The organism is Escherichia marmotae (genome assembly GCF_002900365.1).
GTDB classification, from domain to species: Bacteria; Pseudomonadota; Gammaproteobacteria; order Enterobacterales; family Enterobacteriaceae; genus Escherichia; species Escherichia marmotae.
Genome location: NZ_CP025979.1, coordinates 3,392,241 through 3,417,005 on the forward strand (window position 1 = coordinate 3,392,241; position 24,765 = coordinate 3,417,005).

Genomic DNA, 24,765 nt, shown 5'->3' on the forward strand with positions numbered 1-24,765 from the left:
TCAGGCTTCCTCTTGTAACAACAGCGTGTTGAGTTCTTCCAGCACGAGTTGTGGCGTAATGTCGACCAGGCTCTGGTGATAACCCTCTGCGGCGTCACCTTTACGCACTTTGTGATAACCCGTAATCAGGCGGATCACCCGCGCTTTATGGGAAAGCGGCGGTGTGAAGTCCGGGCTGCTCGGGCCATACAGTGCAACCAGTGGGCGATTAAGCGCTGCCGCAACGTGCATCAGCCCTGAATCATTAGTGACAATGGCTTTACAAGCCGCAATCAGGATAACCGCTTGATCAAGCTGCGTTTCCCCTGCCAGATTACGACACCACGACTGCTGCTCGGTATTCAATGCCGCAAGGATCTCATTACCCGCTTCATGATCTTTAGCCGAGCCAAACAGAACCACCTGATAACCTTCATCAATGAGCTGTTTCGCCAGTTCCGCGTAGTGGTAGTGCGGCCAGCGTTTTGCCGGACCAAACTCTGCACCAGGGCAAAAGCCAATCATCGGGCGTTCCGATGAGAGGGAAAATTGATTACAGGTATACGATTTTTCACCTTCGCTCACCTGTAGCTGCGGCCATAGCAGTGGCTGCGGCAGATCTTGTGCTGTGCGCATAATGCCTTTGTCGTAGGCCAGCGCGACATAGCGTTCCACCATCAGTGGCCAGGCTTCTTTATCAAGTACGCGAACATCGTTGAGTAAACCATAGCGCATTTCACCCCGCCAGCCGGTGCGATGAGGAATACCTGCGAAGAAAGGCACTAATGCTGATTTAAAGGAGTTGGGTAAGACGTAGGCGCGGTCGTAACGTTTTTCGCGCAGGCTATGCCCCAGCTTGCGGCGTTCGCTAATCTCCAGTGCCCCATGACCGAGGGGCATGGGAATGGCTTCGTTGACTTCCGGCATCCGCGACAATAACGGACGGCACCAGGCAGGTGCCATCACGTCGATTATCGCCTGGGGATAGCGCGCCTGGAGCGTACGATAGAGACTTTGCGACATCATCATGTCGCCAACCCAAGACGGGCCGATCACCAGTATTTTCATTCAAAGCTCTTATGCGTCGCGATTCAACCAGGCCATATATTCCGTTACGCCTTCGGCAACGGTTTTGAATGGTTTGTCATAACCCGCAGCACGCAGGTTAGTGAGATCTGCCTGGGTGAATGCCTGATAACGGCCTTTCAGTTTATCCGGGAACGGAATGTATTCGATCTGGCCTTTCTTGTGATAAGCCAGCGTCGCATCCGCCACGGCTTGGAAAGATTCTGCACGACCGGTGCCGAGGTTAAAAATGCCGGAAACGCCATTTTCCAGGAACCACAGGTTCACATCAGCCACGTCGCCCACGTAGACGAAGTCGCGTTTAAAGTTTTCGCTACCTTCGAACAGTTTCGGTGATTCACCGTTGTTAAGCTGAGTGTTGAGATGGAAAGCGACGCTCGCCATACTGCCTTTATGGCCTTCACGCGGCCCATAAACGTTGAAGTAACGGAAACCGACAATCTGCGAGTTCGCTTCTGGCAGGATTTGACGAACATATTCATCAAACAGGAATTTTGAGTAACCGTAGACGTTCAGTGGTTTTTCGTATTCGCGGGATTCGATAAAGTCGGAGGTGCGTCCGCCATAGGTGGCTGCGGAAGATGCATACAGGAATGGGATTTCGCGTTCCAGACAGTAGTGCAGCAGCTCTTTGGAGTATTGATAGTTGTTATCCATCATATACTTGCCATCCCACTCGGTGGTGGAAGAGCACGCGCCTTCATGGAAAATCGCTTCGACATCACCGAACTCTTCGCCAGCCATAATCTGGATCAGGAAGTCTTCCTTATCCATATAGTCTGCGATATTCAGATCCACCAGGTTCACAAACTTGGTGCCGTCTTTCAGGTTGTCCACCACCAGAATATCGGTGATGCCTTTATCATTCAGGGCCTTAACGATGTTGCTGCCGATAAAGCCCGCGCCGCCGGTAACGATGATCATAACTGTAACCTTCGAATTATGGAGTCAGAGACAATCTCAGACACGAATACTTCTATCATATCACTACACGGCGTTGGCTTCAGCCATTCACCGAAAGTGAGAATGATGGGCGTTATTTATTCTAAATTTTACAGAAGTGTTAACGCGTCATCTCGTCGCGACCTGTAAGTTTGGGTAATATGTGCGGGAATTTGTCCTGTCTGGAGAGTCGCAATGCGTGGAGAATTTTATCAGCAGTTAACTAACGACCTGGAAACCGCAAGGGCGGAAGGGTTGTTTAAAGAAGAGCGCATTATCACGTCTGCGCAACAAGCGGACATCACTGTGGCTGATGGAAGCCACGTCATTAACTTTTGTGCCAATAACTATCTCGGGTTGGCGAACCATCCTGAGCTGATTGCGGCGGCAAAGGCGGGAATGGATTCTCACGGTTTCGGGATGGCTTCAGTACGTTTTATTTGCGGTACTCAGGATAGCCATAAAGAGCTTGAGCAGAAACTGGCAGCATTCCTGGGTATGGAAGATGCGATTCTCTACTCATCCTGTTTTGACGCCAACGGTGGTCTGTTTGAAACGCTGCTGGGCGCAGAAGACGCCATTATCTCTGACGCGCTGAATCACGCTTCGATCATTGACGGTGTGCGTCTGTGCAAAGCCAAACGCTATCGCTACGCCAATAACGATATGCAGGAGCTGGAAGCGCGGCTGAAAGAAGCGCGTGAATCCGGGGCGCGCCATGTGTTAATCGCCACCGATGGTGTGTTCTCTATGGATGGCGTAATTGCCAACCTGAAAGGAGTTTGCGATCTCGCGGATAAATACGACGCTTTGGTGATGGTCGATGACTCTCATGCTGTCGGTTTTGTCGGTGAAAACGGCCGCGGTTCTCATGAATACTGCGACGTGATGGGCCGTGTCGATATCATCACCGGCACGCTGGGTAAAGCGCTGGGCGGTGCTTCCGGCGGTTACACCGCGGCGCGCAAAGAAGTGGTTGAGTGGCTGCGCCAGCGTTCTCGTCCGTACCTATTCTCCAACTCGCTGGCACCGGCCATTGTCGCCGCTTCCATTAAAGTGCTGGAGATGGTCGAAGCGGGCAGTGAACTGCGTGACCGCCTGTGGGCGAACGCGCGTCAGTTCCGTGAGCAGATGTCAGCCGCTGGCTTTACCCTGGCGGGTGCCGATCACGCCATTATTCCGGTCATGCTTGGTGATGCTGTAGTGGCACAGAAATTTGCTCGTGAGCTGCAAAAAGAGGGCATTTACGTTACCGGTTTCTTCTATCCGGTCGTACCGAAAGGTCAGGCACGTATTCGTACCCAGATGTCTGCGGCGCATACTCCTGAGCAAATTACGCGTGCGGTCGAAGCGTTCACGCGTATTGGTAAACAACTGGGCGTTATCGCCTGAGGATGTGAGATGAAAGCGTTATCCAAACTGAAAGCGGAAGAGGGCATCTGGATGACCGACGTTCCTGAACCGGAACTCGGACATAACGACCTGCTGATTAAAATCCGTAAAACAGCCATCTGCGGGACTGACGTTCACATCTACAACTGGGATGAGTGGTCGCAAAAAACCATTCCGGTGCCAATGGTCGTAGGCCATGAATATGTTGGTGAAGTGGTTGGTATTGGCCAGGAAGTGAAAGGCTTCAAAATTGGCGATCGCGTTTCCGGTGAAGGCCATATTACTTGCGGTCATTGCCGTAATTGCCGTGGTGGTCGTACTCATCTGTGCCGCAACACGATCGGCGTCGGCGTTAATCGTCCGGGTTGCTTCGCTGAATATCTGGTGATCCCGGCATTCAACGCCTTCAAAATTCCCGACAATATCTCCGACGACTTAGCTGCGATTTTCGATCCGTTCGGTAATGCGGTACACACGGCGCTGTCGTTCGATCTGGTTGGCGAGGATGTGCTGGTTTCTGGTGCGGGGCCAATTGGTATTATGGCGGCGGCGGTGGCAAAACACGTCGGCGCACGCAACGTGGTGATCACCGACGTTAACGAATACCGTCTGGAGTTGGCGCGTAAAATGGGCATCACTCGCGCGGTTAACGTTGCCAAAGAAAACCTCAATGATGTAATGGCAGAACTCGGCATGACCGAAGGGTTTGATGTTGGTCTGGAGATGTCCGGTGCGCCAGCGGCGTTCCGCACCATGCTGGACACCATGAATCACGGCGGTCGTATTGCGATGCTGGGTATCCCGCCGTCTGACATGTCTATCGACTGGACAAAAGTGATCTTTAAGGGCTTGTTCATTAAAGGCATTTACGGCCGTGAGATGTTCGAAACCTGGTATAAAATGGCGGCGCTGATTCAGTCTGGTCTGGATCTCTCGCCAATCATTACCCATCGTTTCTCCATCAATGATTTCCAGAAAGGCTTTGACGCCATGCGTTCTGGCCAGTCCGGGAAAGTTATCCTGAGCTGGGATTAACACAAAAAAGGGCTGGCATTCCAGCCCTTTTTCCTGAGGATAATCCGTTAAATATGTAAAATCTTGTCAGTACAATAAAGAATAAGTAATTGCGCTGTTCTCTTATATAGCTGTTCTCATTATCTCTCTAACCTGAAGTTACTCTCTCCCGTAAAAATAATATCTCACAGGCTTAATAGTTTCTTAATGCAAAGCCTGTACAAAGGAACGGTAATTTCAGAGGTCGTCGGTAACTTATGATGAACAGCACCAATAAACTTAGTGTTATTATCCCGTTATATAATGCGGGCGATGATTTTCGCACGTGTATGGAATCTTTAATTGCGCAAACCTGGACTGCTCTGGAAATTATTATTATTAACGATGGTTCAACGGATAATTCTGTTGAAATAGCAAAGCATTACGCGGAAAACTATCCGCACGTTCGCTTGTTGCATCAGGCGAATGCTGGCGCATCGGTAGCGCGTAATCGTGGGATTGAGGCGGCGACGGGCAAATATGTCGCTTTTGTCGATGCCGATGATGAAGTCTATCCCTCTATGTACGAAACGCTGATGACAATGGCGCTAGAGGACGATCTCGACGTGGCGCAGTGCAATGCTGACTGGTGTTTTCGTGATACCGGGGAAACCTGGCAATCTATTCCCACCGATCGCCTTCGCTCAACCGGCGTGTTAACTGGCCCGGACTGGCTGCGGATGGGGCTTTCTTCCCGCCGCTGGACTCACGTTGTCTGGATGGGCGTTTATCGCCGCGATGTTATTGTAAAAAATAACATTAAATTTATTGCCGGATTACATCATCAGGATATTGTCTGGACAACAGAATTTATGTTTAACGCGCTGCGCGCGCGATATACCGAGCAACCATTATATAAATATTATCTGCATAATTCGTCAGTGAGTCGTCTGAATAGACAAGGGAATAAAAACCTTAATTATCAACGCCACTATATTAAAATCACGCGTCTGCTGGAAAAATTAAATCGCCAGTACGCCGACAAAATTACGATTTATCCGGAATTTCATCAGCAAATAACGTATGAAGCATTGCGCGTTTGCCATGCGGTACGTAAAGAGCCGGATATTATTACCCGCCAGCAGATGATTGCCGAGATATTTACTTCCGGCATGTATAAGCGCCTGATTACTAATGTGCGCAGCGTGAAGGTGGGTTATCAGGCGTTGCTGTGGTCTTTCCGCTTATGGCAATGGCGCGACAAAACACGGTCGCACCATCGCATTACGCGTAGCGCCTTTAATTTGCGCTAGCGTTAAGTTTTGCCGCTTCGGGCTGTTTGCCCCAGCCTTGCCACTGATGCTGGAAGTAAACGATCAGTGTGCTCTGGCTGATGCTTTCGCTTAATACTTCAAAGAAGCGATTAGCATAAACCGGTTCCAGCGGTTTCTTCGGTTTACACAGCTTCACACCACGGAACGGATTACGTGGCGCGTTGGGCACGGTGTTTTTCGGCGGAGTCGATGTATCGACCTGCGGTTCATTCAGCAAGCTGCTGGCTTTCACCAGCGTAATGTCTGGCGGCAGGTTATAAACCATCTGCTGCAGCACACGTACCGTTGAAGGGTGAGGATGACCAATGGCGATCGTCGAACCGTTGCGACGCGCCAGTTCAATTGCGCGATTAAACTGCACATGAATATCCGCTTCGTTTTGCGAATCGTCGAGGAATACCTTCCGTTTAATAACTTTCACGCCAGTACCTTGCGCGGCGCGCATCGCCTGGGTATTGCCGATGGTTACGCTGTCGAGGAAGTAAAGATTGTAACGTGCCAGCGCCTGCATCACTTTCTGCATACCAAACAGGTTCGAGGTCATCTTGCTGCCCATGTGGTTGTTGATCCCCACAGCATAGGGCACGTTATTGACTGCACTGCGAATGATGCGCTCAATTTCGTCGCTACTCATTTCCGGGCGCAACGTATTTTTTTCCAGCGGCTGTTTACTCAATGGTGCCATCGGCAGATGAATCAACACTTCGTGACCGCTGTTATGCGCTTTGGTCGCCATCTCTCTGGCGTGCGGCGAGTCGGGTAGCACGGCGACGGAGATAGCGGATGGCATCGCCAGCACCTGGTTTTCGTTGTGCGGGCGATAGCCAAAATCATCAATAACGATGGCAAGTTTGCCAGCAAGTACGGGGGAGGAAAGCGCCAACAGAGCGGCAAATGCAAGAACGTTACGACGAAATGGAAACAAAACTTATCTTCCCAACCACGGCTGTGGATTGACCGCCTGACCCTGGCGGCGAATTTCGAAATAGAGTGAAGGCCGACCCTGACCGCCACTGCTGCCCACTAGTGCAATTGGCTGACCCGCGCGAACCTGCGAGCCAACGCTCACCAGTGCGCTCTGATTATAGCCGTAAAGACTCATATCGCCTTTACCGTGCTCAACCACCACCACCAGACCGTAGCCTTGCAGCCAGTCAGCCAGAATTACTCGACCGTCGGCAATCGCTTTAACTTCAGTGCCTTCAGAAGCACCAATAACCATCCCTTTCCAGCGCAGCTCGCCCTGTAGCTGTTCGCCATAGCGATGCAGTGTTGGCCCACGAACAGGCCAGAATGCCTGACCACGCGGTGCACCTAAACCACCGGTACGGGACATCAGCGATTTTTCGCTTTCGGTTGGTTTGTAGGTGGTGCCTTTGCGCGTCGCTTCTTTCTGCCTGTCGCGCACTGCCTGGGCTTCGCGCGCTTCACGTTCAGCACGTGCTTTCGCTGCCGCTTCTGCACGAGCAATGCTATTGCGCAGACGAGATTCGTTGGCGCGCAGCTCGCTTAACTGTTGCTGACCTTGTTGAATGGAAGACTCCAGCCCTGCCAGCGTCTTCTTACGCTCATTCAGCGCCTGGGTCAGCTTCGCCTGTTGGGCGCGCTGTTCATATAACAGTGTTTGTTGTTCGCTCTGTTTCTCTTCCAGTTCAGCACGCTGCATGGCAACTTCTGCGCGCGTCTGCTTCAGCTCAGCGATGGTTTCTTGTCGCGCCTGGTTGAGGTAACCGAAGTAAGCCTGCAAACGCTGGCCGCGCTGGCTTTCTTCACCGCTAAGAATGAGCTGAATACCGGTATGCTCACCCTGACGAAACGCGGCATCCAGTTGCGCGGCGAGGCTGCGTTCCTGAGCGGCTTTTTGCTGCTCCAGCTTAGCAATTGACGCGTTCATCTCATCAATCTGTTTATTCAGTTGATTGAGCGTGTTTTGCGTTTCGCGCAGCTTACGGGTGGCTTCAGAGATCGCCTCTTCCTGCTTTTTCAATTGTGCGAGCAGGCTTGCGCGTTGTTGCTGTTGTTGGCGTACCGCGCGCTCTTTCGCGGCGATATCGGCCTGAATAGACTTGAGTTGGTCGCGGTCATCCGCCTGGGCGGAAAAAGTGCACAACAATACGCCAGCGCTAAGAACGCTGGCGTAAATGATGGGCCTGACTGCAAACCTGCGCGGTTTCGTGGCCCGTGTCATGGTATTAATCGCCTTTCCCCTCATGGGGAGGGATTATTCCACGATGAACAGCGGCTTACCAGTCATCTCTTGCGGGATTTCCATACCCATTAAAGAGAGCATGGTCGGCGCGATGTCAGAAAGTTTGCCACCTTCAACCGCTTTCACGTTCTTATCGCCAACGTAAATCAGCGGAACAGGCAGGTTGGTGTGCGCCGTATGCGCCTGACCGGTAGCCGGATCGCGCATCTGTTCAGCGTTACCGTGGTCAGCGGTGATCAGCAGTTGACCGCCAACAGATTCAACGGCTTTCGCCACTTCATCCACGCAGTGATCCAGCGTTTCTACCGCTTTAACTGCCGCTTCCATCACCCCGGTGTGACCTACCATGTCGCCGTTCGGGTAGTTACAGATGATGGTGTCGTATTTGCCGCTCTTGATTGCCGCAACCAGTTTTTCGGTCAGTTCTGCGGAGCTCATTTCCGGTTGCAGGTCGTAGGTCGCGACTTTCGGTGAGTTGATCAGCATGCGATCTTCGCCTTTGAACGACTCTTCTACGCCGCCGTTAAAGAAGAAGGTGACGTGGGCATATTTTTCGGTTTCGGAAATACGCAACTGAGTTTTGTCATTTTTCGCCATCCACTCACCGAAGGTGTTAACCAGAGAGGCTGGTGGGTAAGCCACTGAGGTTTTGATGTCGGCGGCGTATTCGGTCAGCATCACGAAATCAACGTTAACCACTTTCTTACGGGCGAAACCGTCGAAATCAGCGTTAACGAACGCGCGGGTGATTTCACGGGCACGGTCAGCACGGAAGTTCATGAAAATCAGTGCGTCGCCGTCTTCCATTGCTGCATCTGGCTGGCCTTCGGCACGGATGACAGTCGCTTTCACGAATTCATCGTTTTCGTCACGAGCATAAGCGGCCTGCAAACCGGCAACGGCGGTATCAGCCTGGAATTCGCCCTGCGCCAGAGTCAGCAGGTCATAAGCTTTTTCAACGCGATCCCAACGGTTGTCGCGGTCCATCGCGTAGTAACGACCAATAATGGACGCTACGCGGCCTTTACCCAGTGCGGCAAATTTCTCTTCGAATTTTTTCAGAGAAGCTTCAGCGCTGCGCGGTGGGGTGTCGCGACCGTCGAGGAATGCGTGCAGATAGATTTTTTCTGCGCCACGTTCAGCGGCCAGTTCTACCATTGCCATGATGTGATCTTCGTGGCTGTGTACGCCGCCTGCGGAGAGCAGACCCATAATGTGTACAGCTTTGCCCGCGTTTTTCGCTTTATCTACCGCGCCAGTTAGCACCGGATTAGCGAAGAACGCGCGATCTTTGATTTCAACGTCCAGACGAGTCAGGTCCTGATACACGATGCGGCCGGCACCCAGGTTAACGTGACCTACTTCGGAGTTACCCATCTGACGGTCAGGCAGACCGACTTCCAGACCGGAAGCGTCGATCAGGGTATGCGGACGATTGGCCCACAGTGCATCCATTACCGGGGTTTTTGCACTAAAAATGGCGTTATCCTGCTGTTCTTCGCGATAGCCATAGCCATCCAGAATCACCAGTACCATAGGTTTTTTAGAAACCGACATTGCGACAACCTCATACTCAAGAGTCAAAATTTGCGTAATTTTACTACAGCTGAATCGATAAAATAGCCTCTGAAGATCAAATTATGACGCCGCACAGTGAAAGCCGGGGGCTGATTTGCGATTTTTTTTCGTAGCGCCCCGCAAAATTGCATTCCAGTGCACGCGCTGGCTGTATTTGCCGCAACGCGCAGGTATACTCCTTTCCTGGTTTTTTTAATCACTACGTCGGGAGTTGTTACCCCCCATGCAAGAAATTATGCAATTTGTCGGCCGCCATCCCATGCTGAGTATCGCCTGGATCGCGTTACTGGTGGCGGTCCTGGTTACTACGTTCAAAAGCCTGACCTCGAAAGTGAAGGTGATTACACGTGGTGAAGCGACGCGTCTGATCAACAAAGAAGACGCTGTGGTTGTGGATTTACGCCAACGTGATGACTTCCGTAAAGGCCATATCGCTGGCTCTATCAATTTGTTGCCGACCGAAATCAAAGCCAACAATGTTGGTGAGCTTGATAAGCACAAAGACAAACCGGTTATCGTGGTTGACGGTTCTGGCATGCAGTGCCAGGAGCCAGCAAACGCGCTGACGAAAGCTGGGTTTGCGCAAGTATTTGTGCTGAAAGAAGGCGTAGCTGGCTGGGCTGGCGAGAACTTGCCTCTGGTGCGCGGCAAATAATTTACCTGTCGTTTTTTATGCCGCTGATAGTTAGCTGCAATTATGCCCCAGTGACTTATTGATATAAGCTTCTGGGGATATTCTATTTTGTCGCTACCCTGCAACATAAAACAACAGGTAAAAAACAGGAGCTAAATTATGGCCAATGTTGAAATTTATACCAAAGAAACCTGCCCTTATTGCCATCGTGCGAAAGCATTGCTGAGCAGCAAGGGCGTGAATTTCCAGGAACTGCCGATTGATGGCAACGCCGCTAAGCGTGAAGAGATGATCAAACGCAGTGGCTGCACCACGGTTCCGCAGATTTTTATTGACGCACAGCACATTGGCGGCTGTGACGACTTGTATGCATTGGATGCACGTGGTGGACTGGATCCTCTGCTGAAATAACGTGTGAACGTTGGCATTACATTGCGCAGTATTTAAGGACAACACTTAAGGGTTTTCTACACATGTCAGAACAAAACAACACCGAAATGACTTTTCAGATCCAGCGTATTTATACCAAGGATATTTCTTTCGAAGCGCCGAACGCGCCGCACGTTTTCCAGAAAGATTGGCAGCCAGAAGTTAAACTTGATCTGGATACGGCATCTTCCCAACTGGCAGATGACGTTTACGAAGTGGTACTGCGTGTTACCGTAACGGCATCCCTGGGCGAAGAAACCGCGTTTCTGTGCGAAGTTCAGCAGGGCGGTATTTTCTCCATCGCGGGTATCGAAGGCACCCAGATGGCACATTGCCTGGGCGCATACTGCCCGAACATTCTGTTCCCGTATGCTCGTGAATGCATCACCAGCATGGTATCCCGCGGTACATTCCCGCAACTGAACCTTGCGCCGGTTAACTTCGATGCTCTGTTCATGAACTATTTACAGCAGCAGGCTGGCGAAGGTACTGAAGAACATCAGGATGCCTGATGAACCAACGTAATGCTTCAATGACTGTGATCGGTGCCGGCTCGTACGGCACCGCTCTTGCCATCACCCTGGCAAGAAATGGCCACGAGGTTGTCCTCTGGGGCCATGACCCTGAACATATCGCGACGCTTGAACGCGACCGTTGTAACGCCGCGTTTCTCCCCGATGTGCCTTTTCCCGATACGCTCCACCTTGAAAGTGATCTCGCCACTGCGCTGGCAGCCAGCCGTAATATTCTCGTCGTCGTACCCAGCCATGTCTTTGGTGAAGTACTGCGGCAGATTAAACCGTTGATGCGTCCTGACGCGCGCCTGGTATGGGCAACCAAAGGGCTGGAAGCGGAAACCGGGCGTCTGTTACAGGACGTGGCGCGCGAAGCGTTAGGCGATCAAATTCCGCTGGCGGTTATCTCTGGCCCCACTTTCGCGAAAGAGCTGGCAGCAGGTTTACCAACGGCTATTTCGCTGGCCTCTACCGACCAGGATTTTGCTGACGATCTCCAGCAACTGCTGCACTGCGGCAAAAGTTTCCGTGTCTACAGCAACCCGGATTTCATTGGCGTGCAACTTGGCGGCGCGGTGAAAAACGTCATTGCGATTGGTGCGGGGATGTCTGACGGTATCGGTTTTGGGGCGAATGCGCGAACGGCGCTGATTACCCGTGGCCTGGCTGAAATGTCGCGTCTGGGCACGGCGTTGGGTGCCGAGCCTGCCACCTTTATGGGCATGGCAGGCCTGGGTGATCTGGTGCTTACCTGTACCGACAACCAGTCGCGTAACCGCCGCTTTGGCATGATGCTCGGTCAGGGCATGGATGTACAAAGTGCGCAGGAGAAGATTGGTCAGGTGGTGGAAGGTTACCGCAATACGAAAGAGGTTCGCGAACTGGCGCATCGCTTCGGCGTTGAAATGCCAATAACCGAGGAAATTTATCAAGTATTATATTGCGGAAAAAACGCGCGCGAGGCAGCATTGACACTATTAGGTCGTGCACGCAAGGACGAGCGCAGCAGCCACTAAACCCAGGGAACTTTTGTTACCGCTATGACCCGGCTCGCGCAGAACGGGCCGGTCATTACCTCATCGTGTGGAGTAAGCAATGTCGTGTGAAGAACTGGAAATTGTCTGGAACAATATTAAAGCTGAAGCCAGAACGCTGGCGGACTGTGAGCCAATGCTGGCCAGTTTTTACCACGCAACGCTACTCAAGCACGAAAACCTGGGGAGTGCATTGAGCTATATGCTGGCGAACAAGCTGTCATCGCCCATTATGCCTGCCATTGCTATTCGCGAAGTGGTTGAAGAAGCTTATGCCGCCGACCCGGAAATGATCGCTTCTGCGGCCTGCGATATCCAGGCGGTGCGTACTCGCGACCCGGCAGTAGATAAATACTCAACGCCATTGTTATATCTGAAAGGTTTTCATGCCTTGCAGGCGTATCGCATTGGTCACTGGTTGTGGAATCAGGGCCGCCGTGCACTGGCAATTTTCTTGCAAAACCAGGTATCTGTGACGTTCCAGGTCGATATCCATCCGGCGGCAAAAATTGGTCGCGGTATCATGCTCGACCACGCGACGGGCATCGTCGTTGGTGAAACGGCGGTAATTGAAAACGACGTGTCGATTCTGCAATCCGTGACGCTCGGTGGTACAGGTAAAACCAGCGGCGATCGTCACCCGAAAATTCGTGAAGGCGTGATGATTGGCGCTGGTGCGAAAATTCTCGGCAACATTGAAGTTGGTCGTGGCGCGAAGATTGGCGCAGGTTCCGTGGTGCTGCAACCAGTGCCGCCGCATACCACTGCCGCTGGCGTTCCGGCGCGTATCGTCGGTAAACCAGACAGCGATAAACCGTCAATGGATATGGATCAGCATTTCAACGGCATTCACCATACGTTTGAGTATGGCGATGGGATCTGATGTCCTGTGATCGTGCCGGATGCGATGCTAACGCATCTTATCCGGCCTACAGTAACTAATCTCTCAACACCGCCCCCGGATACCCCAACTGCCGCCAGGCTTCATACACCACCACCGACACCGCATTGGACAGGTTCATGCTGCGGCTGTCCGGCACCATTGGAATACGAATTTTTTGTTCAGCGGGCAGGGCGTCAAGGATGGTTGCGGGTAAGCCACGTGTTTCCGGGCCGAACATCAGATAATCGCCATCCTGATAACTTACGGCGCTATGTGCGGGCGTACCTTTAGTGGTAAGGGCAAACAGACGCTGGGGATTTTCCGCCTCAAGAAACGCGCTATAGTCATGATGACGCGTAACGGCGGTAAATTCGTGGTAGTCCAGCCCCGCGCGGCGCAGGCGCTTGTCGTCCCAGGCAAATCCCATCGGTTCGATGATATGCAGACGAAAGCCGGTATTAGCGCAAAGACGAATGATGTTGCCAGTGTTTGGCGGAATTTCTGGTTCGTAAAGTACGATGTTTAGCATACTGCCCCCTTAGTGCGGGGGCAGGATAGCAGATATTAATCTAACCCTTAAGCTGCATTCCCTTTCGCCATCGGAGCCAGTGCCGCAGGCAACTCTTTACCCAGCCCCTGAACCAGCGAGTCTTCCGTGATTTCGCTAATTGATTTCGCACCAGTCAGCGTCATCGCCACTTTCATCTCTTTCTCGATCAAATTCAGCAAGTTTGCTACGCCCGCCTGGCCCGCCGTGGCCAGTGCATACAGGAAAGCACGGCCCAGCAGTACGGTATCGGCACCGAGTGCGATCATACGCACAACGTCAAGCCCGTTACGAATGCCGCTATCCGCCAGAATCGCGATATCGCCTTTCACCGCATCTGCAATAGCAGGCAGTGCGCGGGCGGAAGAGAGCACGCCATCCAACTGACGACCGCCGTGGTTAGAAACTACAATGCCATCCGCGCCAAAACGGACTGCATCACGGGCATCTTCCGGATCGAGGATCCCTTTGATCACCATCGGGCCATCCCAGAAATCACGGATCCACTCAAGGTCTTTCCAGGAGATGGATGGATCGAAGTTATTCCCCAGCCAGCCGATGTAATCTTCCAGTCCGGTCGGTTTACCGAGATAAGCTGAGATATTACCTAAATCATGCGGACGACCGTTCAGACCCACATCCCAAGCCCATTGCGGATGAGTCACCGCCTGCAAGTAGCGGCGCATTGCGGCATTCGGACCGCTCATACCCGAGTGTGCGTCACGGTAGCGTGCGCCCGGCGTTGGCATGTCAACGGTGAAAACCAGCGTCGAACAACCCGCGGCTTTTGCCCGTTCCAGCGCGTTACGCATAAAGCCGCGATCGCGCAGCACATAAAGCTGGAACCACATTGGGCGCTTGATGGCTGGTGCAACTTCTTCAATCGGGCAAACGGAAACCGTCGAGAGAGTAAACGGAATGCCATGCGCATCTGCCGCTTTTGCTGCCTGGACTTCGCCGCGACGCGCATACATGCCGCACAAGCCCACCGGAGCCAGCGCCACTGGCATCGACAATTTCTCATTAAACAGCGTCGTTTCCAGGCTTAAGTCAGACATGTTTTTCAGAATGCGCTGGCGCAGCGCCACGTCGGACAAATCTTCTACATTGCGGCGCAGGGTGTATTCAGAATATGCGCCGCCATCCATATAGTGGAACAGGAACGGCGGCAGAATGCGTTGTGCGGCGGCGCGATAATCGCTGGCTGCGGAAATAATCATGCGTTTTTCTCCCTCGAATGCTCATGATGCTCACCGGGCAGGCGGGTAATGCGTGCGCGGCGTGCCTGATCTTCATCGAATCGTTTTATGGTGGTGTGGACAAAACTGAGATGCGCCATCATCGCTTTACGCGCACCGTCGGCATCACCAGCAAAAATGGCGTCAATGACTGCCTGATGCTGTTCAGTCAGTTGCGAAAAAACGGGCGGAACCAGATACATCCGCTGGCGACTTTGCATTACCGAGGACTGCAGGACATCAAAGAAACCGCGCATGGTCTGTAGCAGAACAATGTTATGTGAGGCTTCGGCAATCGCCAGATGAAAACGAACGTCTGCTTGTGAGGCGAGGTCCGGGTCTTCGCTGAGCGTTGCCTCAAAGCAAAGCTGAATTTTCTCTTTGTCGCCAGGCGTGGCGCGCATCGCCGCATGCCAGGCGGTGCTGGCTTCAATGGCGTAGCGGGCTTCCAGAATATCGAAGCTGTAATCCGGATCATCGGCCATCAGCGTTTTCAGTGGTTGGACGATGTTTTGCTCCGACCATGCATCATGACGCCAGCGAATAAACGTCCCGCCGCCGCGTCGGCTGAGCAGCACGCCTTCGCTTACCAGTTTTGCCAGCGCCTCGCGTAATGAATTACGCGACACGCCGAGCTGCATCGCCAGTTGACGTTCAGCGGGCAACTTCATGCCCGCCTCCAGATTTTTTTCATCAATCAGCGCCCGCACACGATCTGCTACCTCGTCTGACAGGCGTCTGGGTATAACCATCATTAAGGAATCATCCACGTTAAGACATAGGCCTGCAGCGTGGTGATCACGCCCACCATACAGGTGAAGATCAGGCTGTGTTTGACAGTAAAGCGGAACAAATCAGACTCTTTGCCAACCAGGCCTACTGCCGCACAGGCGATGGCGATAGATTGCGGAGAGATCATCTTGCCGGTGACGCCGCCGGTAGTGTTGGCTGCAACCAGCAACAGGTCAGAGACGCCAATTTGTTGTGCTGCCGTGGCTTGCAGAGCGGCAAACAGGGCGTTAGATGATGTATCCGAGCCGGTCAGGAATACACCCAGCCAACCAAGGAATGGCGAGAAGAAGGTGAATGCGTGGCCGGTGTGTGCCAGAGCCAGCGCCAGTGTTGACGACAACCCGGAATAGTTCGAAATAAAGGCGAACGCCAGCACCATACCAATGGAGTAGATGGGCAGCGCCAGCTCTTTCAGCGTGTTGCCGAAGGTGCTGATAGCGTCAGACGGTTTCATTTTCAGCCAGATAACAGAGAGCAGCGCAGCAAACAGAATGGCGGTGCCGGTGGCAGAGAACCAGTCGAACTTAAACACGGCTGCATAGGCGGTGGCTTCGCTGACCACCGGCGGCATACGAGCAACCAGTTTATCGAGGTACGGCACCGGAATGTTGATGACCCACTCATACAGCGCTCCGCCCGAAGCGAACAGGGCTTTAAACGGTGGAATACTCCACAGTGTTACGGTGGCGGTCAGGAACAGGAACGGTGTCCAGGCACGCAATACCTGACCTGCGGTGTAACCGGTGTGAGCCAGCGTCATATCAACCTGTGACGCCCCCAAATCACCGAAGCGAAAAACGCGCACCGGCTGCCAGCGTTTGAGGAACAGTGTCAGGCAGAGTAGCGATACCAGCGAAGAGATAATGTCCGGCAGTTCCGGCCCAATGAAGTTGGAACTGAGGTACTGTGCGATGGCAAACGAACCACCCGCAACCACGACCGCAGGCCAGGTTTCTTTGATACCGCGCCAGCCGTCCATAATTGCCATGATCCAGAACAGCACGATAATAGTCATAAATGGTAGCTGGCGGCCCACCATCTGGCCAATCTCAAAGCTGTCGATGCCTGTTACCTGCCCGGCAACCAGAATCGGAATACCCATTGCGCCAAATGCCACCGGTGCGGTGTTAACAATCAGGCACAGCCCGGCGGCGTACAGTGGTTTAAAGCCCAGGCCGACCAGTAAGGCTGCGGTAATCGCGACCGGTGCGCCGAAGCCTGCAGCCCCTTCGAGAAATGCGCCGAAACAGAAACCGACGATCAGCATTTGCAGGCGCTGGTCAGGGGTTATTGAAAGAATGGACGAGCGGATGATGTCAAACTGCCCGGTTTTCACCGAGATCTTATAGACGAATACCGCTGCAATAATAATCCACGCGATCGGCCACAGGCCGTAGAAGAAGCCATAAACCACGGAGGCCAGCGCGTTGGCGACCGGCATTTTATAGAACAGCAAAGCTACCGCCAGAGCGATAGTGACCGTCCAGGTGGCGGCGACGTATCCTTTCAGTTTGAGCTTAATCAGCGCAAAGAAGAAAAACAGGATGGGAAGCGATGCTATCAGGCTGGAAAGCCAGATATTCCCGGCGGGATCATAGTTTTGTTGCCAGAGATTCATTGCAGGTCTCCTGGAGGCCACGCACATCGTGTAATGAGTCTGTTGCTCATCGCCTTGTCACACGTTGTGTAAAAGTGGCACTGCCAATTTTGTTGTGTAGGGATAATGACAATGAATGGTTAACTAAATGTTGTGCAATAGCAACGTTAATGTGAGTTTGAATTGATGAACTGTGAACCAGAGGCCAGATAAGGGAAGAATTGGTAGGGCCAATTTGGGGTGAGGAAGGTGTCTGGTAAAGAAAAGGGCAATCCTCATCAGAGAATTGCCCGCAGATTGTTGACCTGGTGCACCTTATTTTGCCGGATGCGGCGTGAACGCCTTATCCGGTCTACAGGAATTTGTGGAATCCTCCTGTAGGCCGGATAAGCGTAGCGCATCAGGGTTTACCCATTCGTTAATGGATAATTACCACTGAATACCGGCACCGAGTGCGGCGGAGTATTCGCCCTGGCTATTGGTACTACCTTGTAATTTGTAGACCCAACGACCGTTGGCACTCACCATCGATACACCTAAAGCAACAGCCGATTCACCGTTATAAGTACCGCCACCAATAGAAGCCATGCTGGCACCTGGCGTGTAGGCCTGAGGCAGACCAGTCATCGCCATTGCAGAAGCGATACCACCGCTCAGCTTGCTTTCAGTTTTAGACAGTTTGTGATCCATCTCAACCATGCGCTGATCGGTGTATTGCTTCGTTTCCTGCACGCTTTGCTTCAACTGTGCGTAGTTCACCGCATCGTTGTTTTCCACGCCAGCGGAAACGTTGCTAATACGTGTTGTGCCGCCATTGCCGCCCCCGAGGGTAATGCTGCTGTAGTCAACAGAACCGTCAGATTTAGTGTCGTAGCGAACGCTGCCGGCTTCAGAAGATTTCAACTGCGCAACGTTAACGGCGTCGGTAGCATTTTTACCGGCGGCTACGTTGGTGATACGACGCTGATTAGTAGAAGAACCGACAGAGATCGTATTTTCTTCGTCTGCCACAGAGCCCGTACCCAGTGCAACGCTGTTGTCAGCGGCAGCAATAGAGCCGGAACCAATCGCGACGCTATCTGTACCCTGGGCATTGGCATCTGCGCCAGTGGTGTTGGCTTTGAAATATTTGGTACTACCGGTGGTTACGATATCACCAATACCATTTTCGATATTGGTGACGCGGGTATCCAGATTTGTTACCTGAGTGTTGAGGTTGGTAATGCTCTGGGTATTTTGCTCCACACGTGCATCCGTGACTTTCAACTGCCCAACGTTGACGGCATCGGTATCAGCCGAACCCGCCGCGACGTTAGTGATCTGACGCTGACCCTGTCCACTGCCAACAGAAAACTCACCCACAGAATTTTGTGGCGCGTTCATGTTGTAAGCGGTGTAGTTGCTTTGAGCACCACGGGTAGTCTGAGAACCATTACCTATCGCAATGCTATCCGCATGATTTACGCGTGCATTACTACCGATAGCAATACCGTTGATTGCATCGGTCAGTACTAGCGTATTCAGACCTATGCCAATACCAGCGTCAGCATTAACGGCTGTTTTCGCCCCTATTGCCAGGGAGTCAGTTCCTACGGCCAGCGAATCTTCTGCTGTTGAATTGGCGTGGAAATATTTGGTTGGTGTGGTCGCTACAGCGCCAATAGCGTTCTGCAATTGACGTACGGTAACGGCGTCATGTGCTTCTGAACCATCGGCAATGTTAATGATTTGACGATATTTACCATCGTCGCCAATCGACAAGGCACCCAGCAGTTCACCATCCGTGGTGTCATAACCAATCACCACACCATTTTTCGTCACGCTGGTAGAACGAGAACTCTTCACAATGACACGGTCAGAAACGGAGTTGCTACCTATTGCAATGCCGGTATCAATAGTGCTACTGCTGTCCTGGCCAATCGCGATGCTACTGGCACCGGAAGCAACGGAGTTATAACCGACAGCAGTAGATCCAATGCCTGTGGCGCTGGCATCGTGGAAGGTTAAACCGGTGTCATTTGTACGAATATAGTTAATACCTGTGCCATTTTCTTCTGTATAGGTATTGCTGGTATCGCCGGCAAAGTTGTTGATCATCATATTTGTGGCGTACAACTGAGAACCGTTGACTGCATCGTTGCTGTTAGCATCAACCAGACCGTCTGCCACGTTAGTAATTACACTGGCAGTGCCGTTGTGGCTGGCGTTGAATGCGCCATTGTTACCTGCGGTTGCATCCCAGAGCAGGGCATCATCGAGAGTTGAGTCGATCGCGTCCAGAGCGTCGCCCACATTATCGTAATCGGCATTCGCAATTGTGTATGATGGCGCGCTGATGCTGCCATCTGTATTCACCGTAGAACCGCCTCCCAGAGCATCAGCGACAGAGTTACTCATGGTGTAGAGTTGCGAGCCGTTTACGGCATCGCTGCTGGTTGCGTCAACCGCACCTGCCGCTACATTCGTGATTTGGCTGGCGCTGCCACTATGGCTGGCGCTAAATGCCCCGGTTTGACTGTCCCAAAGCAGGGCATCACCAAGTGAATTACCCATCGATGTATTAATCGCGTTCAGGGCATCACCAACGTTACTGTAATCGGTTCCGTCAATATTATATGTTGGTCCGGTTAACGCACCGCTGGCATCAACTGCGGCATTGCCACCCAGGTACGTCGCGACGGAACTGCTTAAGCTGTAGAGTTGAGAGCCGTTAATCGCGTCGGTACTGTTGGCATTGATGTCACCTATTGCAACGTTGGTGATTTTGTTGGTGGTGCTGGTGCCGTGTTTGGCACTGAACGCAGTACCATTCCACTGCAGGGCATCATCTTCCAGGCCTGTGATTGTGGTGTTGATATCCGCGACATCATCAGTCAGGTTGGTGATGTTGGTGGTGTTGGTGGCAACGTTATCGTTTGTCGTTTTCAGTTGCGCGCCGTTGACGGCATCGGTGCTGGTGTCTGACAGGTCACCGGCCATGACGTTGGTGATTTTGTTGGTGGTGCTGGTGCCGTGTTTGGCACTGAACGCCGTACCATTCCACTGCAGGGAATCATCTTCCAGGCCCGTGATTGTGGTATTGATATCCGCGACATCATTGGTCAGGTTGGTGATGTTGGTGATGTTGGTGGTGTTGGTGGCAACGTTATCGTTTGTCGTTTTCAGTTGCGCGCCGTTGACGGCATCGGTGCTGGTGTCTGACAGGTCACCGGCCATGACGTTGGTGATTTTGCTGGTGGTGTTAGTGCCGTGTTTGGCACTGAACGCCGTGCCATTCCACTGCAGGGCATCATCTTCCAGGCCTGTGATTGTGGTGTTGATATCCGCGACATCATTGGTCAGGTTGGTGATGTTGGTGGTGTTGGTGGCAACGTTATCGTTTGTCGTTTTCAGTTGCGCGCCGTTGACGGCATCGGTGCTGGTGTCTGACAGGTCACCGGCCATGACGTTGGTGATTTTGCTGGTGGTGTTAGTGCCGAGTTTGGCGCTGAACGCAGTACCATTCCACTGCAGGGCATCATCTTCCAGGCCCGTGATTGTGGTGTTGATATCCGCGACATCATCAGTCAGGTTGGTGATGTTGGTGGCAACGTTATCGTTTGTCGTTTTCAGTTGCGCGCCGTTGACGGCATCGGTGCTGGTGTCTGACAGGTCACCGGCCATGACGTTGGTGATTTTGCTGGTGGTGTTAGTGCCGTGTTTGGCGCTGAATGCCGTACCATTCCACTGCAGGGCATCATCTTCCAGGCCTGTGATTGTGGTGTTGATATCCGCGACATCATCAGTCAGGTTGGTGATGTTGGTGGTGTTGGTGGCAACGTTATCGTTTGTCGTTTTCAGTTGCGCGCCGTTGACGGCATCGGTACTGGTGTCTGACAGGCTACCGGCCATGACGTTGGTGATTTTGCTGGTGGTGTTAGTGCCGTGTTTGGCGCTGAACGCAGTACCATTCCACTGCAGTGCATCATCTTCCAGGCCTGTGATTGTGGTGTTGATATCCGCGACATCATTGGTCAGGTTGGTGATGTTGGTGGTGTTGGTGGTCACATTATCGTTGGTGGCTTTCAGTTGTGAACCGTTAATCGCATCTTTACTGGTGTCTGAAATCGTGCCATTCGCAATATCGGTGATTACGCTGGTAGTTGAGTTACCATGAGCAGCGCTGTATTGGCTTTTAGCTTGGTTCCATTGCAGGGTGTTTTCATCAAGTACAGTAAGCGCGTCGCCAACGTTATTTTTGTTACCATTTTTTAAATTGTAGGCGGGAGCTTTAACTGTACCGTCGTCAACATTTACCGATGCGCCTCCACCAAGTCTTTTAGCTACCGAATCGCTGATCGCATAAAGCTGTGAACCATTAATGGCATCGTGACTGTCAGATTTGATCGTGCCATTTTTCACATTTACGATCTTGCGTTTTAATGAGTCATTGCCGACAGAAACACTATCGTCCAGATCTGCAATCGAACCAGCCCCCAGCGCGACGGCGTTAATTCCGTTGACACTGGTATTACTACCAAGTGCAATACTATTATCGCCAGTTACAACACTGGCATTACCTAAGGCAATAGAGCTTAAGCCGCTCGACTGGCTACCATTACCCAGAACGATAGCATCAGTGCCATTAGTTTTGCTGCCTTGACCTATGGTGATTGTGCTATCAGCCAGAGACTGGCTGCCGTTACCCAGTGCTATAGAATTAGCATTGTTGGCAAGGCTTCCGGGGCCCATCGCGATGCTATTCTCCCCTTTTGCATGCGCTTTATTACCAATAGCGGTAGCATTTTCAGCGGCTTCGCTCTCAGCACCCATAGCAATCGCGTTTGCTGCGCTGGTGAGTGCTTTTCTGCCTAATGCGAGGCTGTCATTTCCGGTGGCTTTAGTCTCCATACCTATTGCAAGGCTATATAATCCATTTGCATTAGATTTGTAGCCAACCGCAGTAGCGTAGTCATTTATTGCGGACGAGTCTCTTCCCACTACAATGGAAGCTTGACCAGTTGATGTAGTTCCCCCGCCGAGAGCCAAAGAAAATTGGCCAGTGGCTGTTGCAGAGTTACCCATTGCTGTCGATCTGTCGCCTGATGCATTCGTGTCTAGTCCCAAAGCCAGAGCCCAATTCCCTGCAGAACTGTTATAGCCGATAGCTGTTGCTCCTGAAGCTAGCGCATTAGCCTTAGGACCAATTGCAATAGAAGATGTTTTATATGCATCTGTTGATGCTTGAGAACCTTCACCAATTGCAATCCAAATATCACCTATCGAGGTAGATAATGTATCAACACCTTTACCCGCCTGATTTCCTGCGCTGGTCTCAAACGACGACAACAACCCACCAACAACCAATGCAGAAACTAACAGCTTACTGCGCCCGGATTTCTTACCACGGCTTTTAGCCGTTTCGCTGGCGACAGTGTAGCTCCCCGTTGCAGGGTTCCAGATAACTTTAAAGATTTTGTTCATTATTGATGCTCTCTATTCCTTGATATAAGCGCAGAAGCCGCATTTATTTTTTGCTTTTTCGTTGCCGAGTTTCAGCAGGTTGAATGATGCCGAACTGAAGATTGGTCATATTGATGGACAACTTCAGATACTTCAGGTTATTAGGCGAAACGCCTTTTAATGTCAGATTAATGTCTTGCCATTGACCAGGTATTAATTGAAGAGTGGAATTCATAGTGGTGTTGAAAAGTAATTGCTGCCATTTCGCCAGGGCTTTGGCATCAGTGGGTTTTTCATTACCCCATGTAGCATGGAAGCCAATATTTGATACGGGAATGCTTAACAGGTTAACCAGCGAAATCCGAATAACGCTGCCATTCTCTACGGCATCAATAGATAGTATGCGTCCTGCTAAACCGACTGAGCCGTTATTTAAAATGAAGTATTGTGTTTGTGCTGGGTTAAATTCAGTGAAGACAAATTCGTCCTGTTTGTTTTTGACAGCCTTTACGATGCTGGCAAGTGTTTTGTGCTGTTTGTGATGTTATTCTGTTGTTTTTCAAATAGTTCTATTTTGTGGTTGTATTGCTCTTGTTGTTTCTCAAGCGCCTCTATTTTACTTTTTTGCAACTCTTGCTGTTTGGTTAAATCATCGATCAGGTTCGCTTTCGCAATATAATCACAGCCTGTTAATGTACAGAATGACAATATTGTTAACACGTTTAAAAGTGTTTTTTTTATGTTCATAGGATGAATTCCTTTTCATAACCCCAATATGTTGATAATTACACCGCAAACATTTTTCTGATGAATGCTTGCGGTGTATGTATTCGCAATAAAAATTTATGGAAGAGTTTTGAAATAATTGGTATTGCGAACATGTCATTAAATGACGAATGATTTCATTTTGTAGCGAACGATATTGATCGCACGGATTTTAATGAGCGATATTAATCAATGTCAAATGTTCAAGATTTTAGGCTGACGGGAATAGGGAAGTTTTGTATTCATATAAATGATGTTTTGTGATGAGGTTTGCTATGCTGATGGAAAAATATAAATAATTACGCGTCATTATACGGCGATTTATTACTATGATTTATATATCGCACGTTATTGCGCAACGCATTTTCAGATTTTAGCCTGCAAAAATCACTCAAACTAGTGGGGAAACTGAAACATTTTATGTTAAGAAAGACATCTCATTTGATGAGAGGTACATGCTCCTGCATGTGCCAGCAGGAGCGAGTAAATCGTGAGAGGCTGTGATTACAGCGACCAGAAAGGAACTTAAAACGCGGTCTTTGAGAACCCTGTCATCTCTTGCAGGCCCATTTCACGGCCCAGCTCGGTCATTGGGTGCACCACCACCAGCCCACGAACACTCTTCTTCAGTTTGCCCATGTCCGCTTGCTCTTTTTTAGTAATCGCACGCTGGAAAGGCATTTTCATCAGCTTTTGTGCTTCTTTGCTGAGTTTTTGGCTGTGAACGTCACGCAGACGAGCAATTTCAGCTTCCAGCGTGGCTTTCTCTTTTTCCAGTTCGGCATATTTGTCTGCGGCTTCAACTAGCGACAGGTCGGCCTGTTGGTGACGGATGGCGTCCAGGCGATCGCTAAGACGTTTAATTTCGTTTTTTTCGACTTCTTTCATGTGATGGCTTCTGATAAAGATAAATTTATAGTCCTAGTATGCGTGACGGGGTGCTTTGTTCACAACCGATGGTATTGTAATAGTTTTGCTGGGTAACCAATTTTGCGTTCAGAAAAGAATGTAATTTATTGATTAATAAAAAGTAATAAGCAAGCAAGGACAAACGTTGTAGATTTCGCACGTTTTCCTTAATGCCATTTTTACCGGGATCTAAACTAAAATTGGCGGCCGCGCATTCCCGGCGCGGGGTAATTCGGAGATATTATGATGGGCAAAATAGGTGAAAACGTTCCGCTTTTTATCGATAAAGCCGTAGATTTCATGGCATCTAGCCAGGCGTTCCGGGAGTATCTGAATAAACTTCCCCCTCGTAACGCGATCCCGTCCGATATACCTGAGGAAAGCGTGCCGTTATATCTCCAACGCCTGGAATATTATCGTCGGCTTTATCGACCGAAGCAGGTAGAGGGGCAGCAGTAAGCGAGCAT

Annotated in this window: 20 protein-coding genes and 1 pseudogene; 9 read left to right on the forward strand and 12 right to left on the reverse strand. The window is 51.2% G+C overall.

Features of this window, described 5'->3' with window-relative positions:
• Both rfaF and rfaD read right to left on the reverse strand, forming a co-directional pair.
• Positions 1-1,047 (reverse strand): ADP-heptose--LPS heptosyltransferase RfaF, encoded by a 1,047-nt coding sequence (rfaF, locus tag C1192_RS17530; RefSeq protein ID WP_000699256.1) that lies wholly within the window; start codon positions 1,045-1,047, stop codon positions 1-3.
• A gap of 9 nt (positions 1,048-1,056) precedes the next feature.
• Positions 1,057-1,989, reverse strand: a complete 933-nt coding sequence (gene rfaD / locus C1192_RS17535) for an ADP-glyceromanno-heptose 6-epimerase (RefSeq protein WP_000587764.1) — start codon at positions 1,987-1,989, stop codon at positions 1,057-1,059.
• Between the two features lie 213 nt (positions 1,990-2,202).
• On the opposite strand from rfaD, the gene kbl reads away from it, so the two are divergent.
• The 3 genes from kbl to waaH all read left to right on the forward strand — a co-directional run bounded on the left by kbl (position 2,203) and on the right by waaH (position 5,705).
• Positions 2,203-3,399: a glycine C-acetyltransferase gene (gene kbl, locus C1192_RS17540; RefSeq protein ID WP_001213851.1), complete on the forward strand. Its 1,197-nt coding sequence runs from the start codon at positions 2,203-2,205 to the stop codon at positions 3,397-3,399.
• Positions 3,400-3,408: 9 nt separating this feature from the next.
• A complete protein-coding gene (tdh, locus tag C1192_RS17545; RefSeq protein WP_038355020.1) occupies positions 3,409-4,434 on the forward strand; it encodes an L-threonine 3-dehydrogenase in 1,026 nt (341 codons plus the stop codon).
• A 236-nt stretch (positions 4,435-4,670) separates the two neighbouring features.
• A complete protein-coding gene (gene waaH, locus C1192_RS17550) occupies positions 4,671-5,705 on the forward strand; it encodes a UDP-glucuronate:LPS(HepIII) glycosyltransferase (RefSeq protein WP_000982071.1) in 1,035 nt (344 codons plus the stop codon).
• On the opposite strand, the gene C1192_RS17555 is transcribed toward waaH, so the two are convergent.
• Genes C1192_RS17555 through gpmM form a run of 3 tightly spaced genes read right to left on the reverse strand, consistent with a single transcriptional unit; the run spans position 5,692 to position 9,492 of the window.
• Positions 5,692-6,651: a divergent polysaccharide deacetylase family protein gene (locus C1192_RS17555; RefSeq protein ID WP_038355019.1), complete on the reverse strand. Its 960-nt coding sequence runs from the start codon at positions 6,649-6,651 to the stop codon at positions 5,692-5,694. The genes waaH and C1192_RS17555 overlap by 14 nt on opposite strands.
• Positions 6,652-6,654: 3 nt before the next feature.
• The gene (gene envC, locus C1192_RS17560) at positions 6,655-7,914 is read right to left on the reverse strand and encodes a murein hydrolase activator EnvC (protein WP_001517464.1); all 1,260 of its coding nucleotides are present in this window, start codon (positions 7,912-7,914) and stop codon (positions 6,655-6,657) included.
• Positions 7,915-7,947: 33 nt separating this feature from the next.
• A complete protein-coding gene (gpmM, locus tag C1192_RS17565) occupies positions 7,948-9,492 on the reverse strand; it encodes a 2,3-bisphosphoglycerate-independent phosphoglycerate mutase (protein ID WP_038355018.1) in 1,545 nt (514 codons plus the stop codon).
• A 244-nt stretch (positions 9,493-9,736) separates the two neighbouring features.
• On the opposite strand from gpmM, the gene C1192_RS17575 reads away from it, so the two are divergent.
• The 5 genes from C1192_RS17575 to cysE all read left to right on the forward strand — a co-directional run bounded on the left by C1192_RS17575 (position 9,737) and on the right by cysE (position 13,008).
• Complete coding sequence (locus tag C1192_RS17575; RefSeq protein ID WP_001517466.1) at positions 9,737-10,168, forward strand: rhodanese-like domain-containing protein; 432 nt, start codon at positions 9,737-9,739, stop codon at positions 10,166-10,168.
• A 138-nt stretch (positions 10,169-10,306) separates the two neighbouring features.
• Positions 10,307-10,558 carry a glutaredoxin 3 gene (gene grxC / locus C1192_RS17580; RefSeq protein ID WP_038355017.1) on the forward strand — a complete coding sequence of 84 codons (252 nt, stop codon included), beginning with the start codon at positions 10,307-10,309 and terminating at the stop codon, positions 10,556-10,558.
• A gap of 62 nt (positions 10,559-10,620) precedes the next feature.
• Positions 10,621-11,088 carry a protein-export chaperone SecB gene (secB, locus tag C1192_RS17585; RefSeq protein WP_000003377.1) on the forward strand — a complete coding sequence of 156 codons (468 nt, stop codon included), beginning with the start codon at positions 10,621-10,623 and terminating at the stop codon, positions 11,086-11,088.
• Complete coding sequence (gpsA, locus tag C1192_RS17590; RefSeq protein WP_001517467.1) at positions 11,088-12,107, forward strand: NAD(P)H-dependent glycerol-3-phosphate dehydrogenase; 1,020 nt, start codon at positions 11,088-11,090, stop codon at positions 12,105-12,107. The genes secB and gpsA overlap by 1 nt, the downstream gene beginning before the upstream one ends.
• A gap of 79 nt (positions 12,108-12,186) precedes the next feature.
• Positions 12,187-13,008 carry a serine O-acetyltransferase gene (gene cysE / locus C1192_RS17595; protein ID WP_001277564.1) on the forward strand — a complete coding sequence of 274 codons (822 nt, stop codon included), beginning with the start codon at positions 12,187-12,189 and terminating at the stop codon, positions 13,006-13,008.
• A 55-nt stretch (positions 13,009-13,063) separates the two neighbouring features.
• On the opposite strand, the gene trmL is transcribed toward cysE, so the two are convergent.
• The 7 genes and pseudogenes from trmL to C1192_RS17630 all read right to left on the reverse strand — a co-directional run bounded on the left by trmL (position 13,064) and on the right by C1192_RS17630 (position 24,277).
• Positions 13,064-13,537: a tRNA (uridine(34)/cytosine(34)/5-carboxymethylaminomethyluridine(34)-2'-O)-methyltransferase TrmL gene (gene trmL, locus C1192_RS17600; RefSeq protein WP_000932355.1), complete on the reverse strand. Its 474-nt coding sequence runs from the start codon at positions 13,535-13,537 to the stop codon at positions 13,064-13,066.
• 47 nt (positions 13,538-13,584) lie between these two features.
• Positions 13,585-14,775, reverse strand: a complete 1,191-nt coding sequence (lldD, locus tag C1192_RS17605) for a quinone-dependent L-lactate dehydrogenase (RefSeq protein ID WP_000586943.1) — start codon at positions 14,773-14,775, stop codon at positions 13,585-13,587.
• On the reverse strand, positions 14,772-15,548 hold the full coding sequence (gene lldR, locus C1192_RS17610) for a transcriptional regulator LldR (RefSeq protein WP_001517469.1): 777 nt from the start codon (positions 15,546-15,548) through the stop codon (positions 14,772-14,774). Before lldR ends, lldD begins: the two co-directional genes overlap by 4 nt.
• Entirely contained in the window at positions 15,548-17,203 is a 1,656-nt protein-coding gene (gene lldP, locus C1192_RS17615) for an L-lactate permease (protein WP_001055313.1), read from the reverse strand. Before lldP ends, lldR begins: the two co-directional genes overlap by 1 nt.
• A 408-nt stretch (positions 17,204-17,611) precedes the next feature.
• Positions 17,612-22,645 (reverse strand): YadA-like family protein, encoded by a 5,034-nt coding sequence (locus C1192_RS17620; protein WP_103194812.1) that lies wholly within the window; start codon positions 22,643-22,645, stop codon positions 17,612-17,614.
• Between the two features lie 43 nt (positions 22,646-22,688).
• Positions 22,689-23,371 (reverse strand): annotated as a pseudogene (locus C1192_RS17625) (SadB/YajI family lipoprotein).
• A 543-nt stretch (positions 23,372-23,914) separates the two neighbouring features.
• Positions 23,915-24,277 (reverse strand): YibL family ribosome-associated protein, encoded by a 363-nt coding sequence (locus tag C1192_RS17630; protein WP_016262730.1) that lies wholly within the window; start codon positions 24,275-24,277, stop codon positions 23,915-23,917.
• Between the two features lie 267 nt (positions 24,278-24,544).
• On the opposite strand from C1192_RS17630, the gene yibT reads away from it, so the two are divergent.
• Positions 24,545-24,757: a protein YibT gene (gene yibT / locus C1192_RS17635; protein ID WP_010376448.1), complete on the forward strand. Its 213-nt coding sequence runs from the start codon at positions 24,545-24,547 to the stop codon at positions 24,755-24,757.
• The last annotated feature ends 8 nt before the right edge of the window (positions 24,758-24,765 follow it).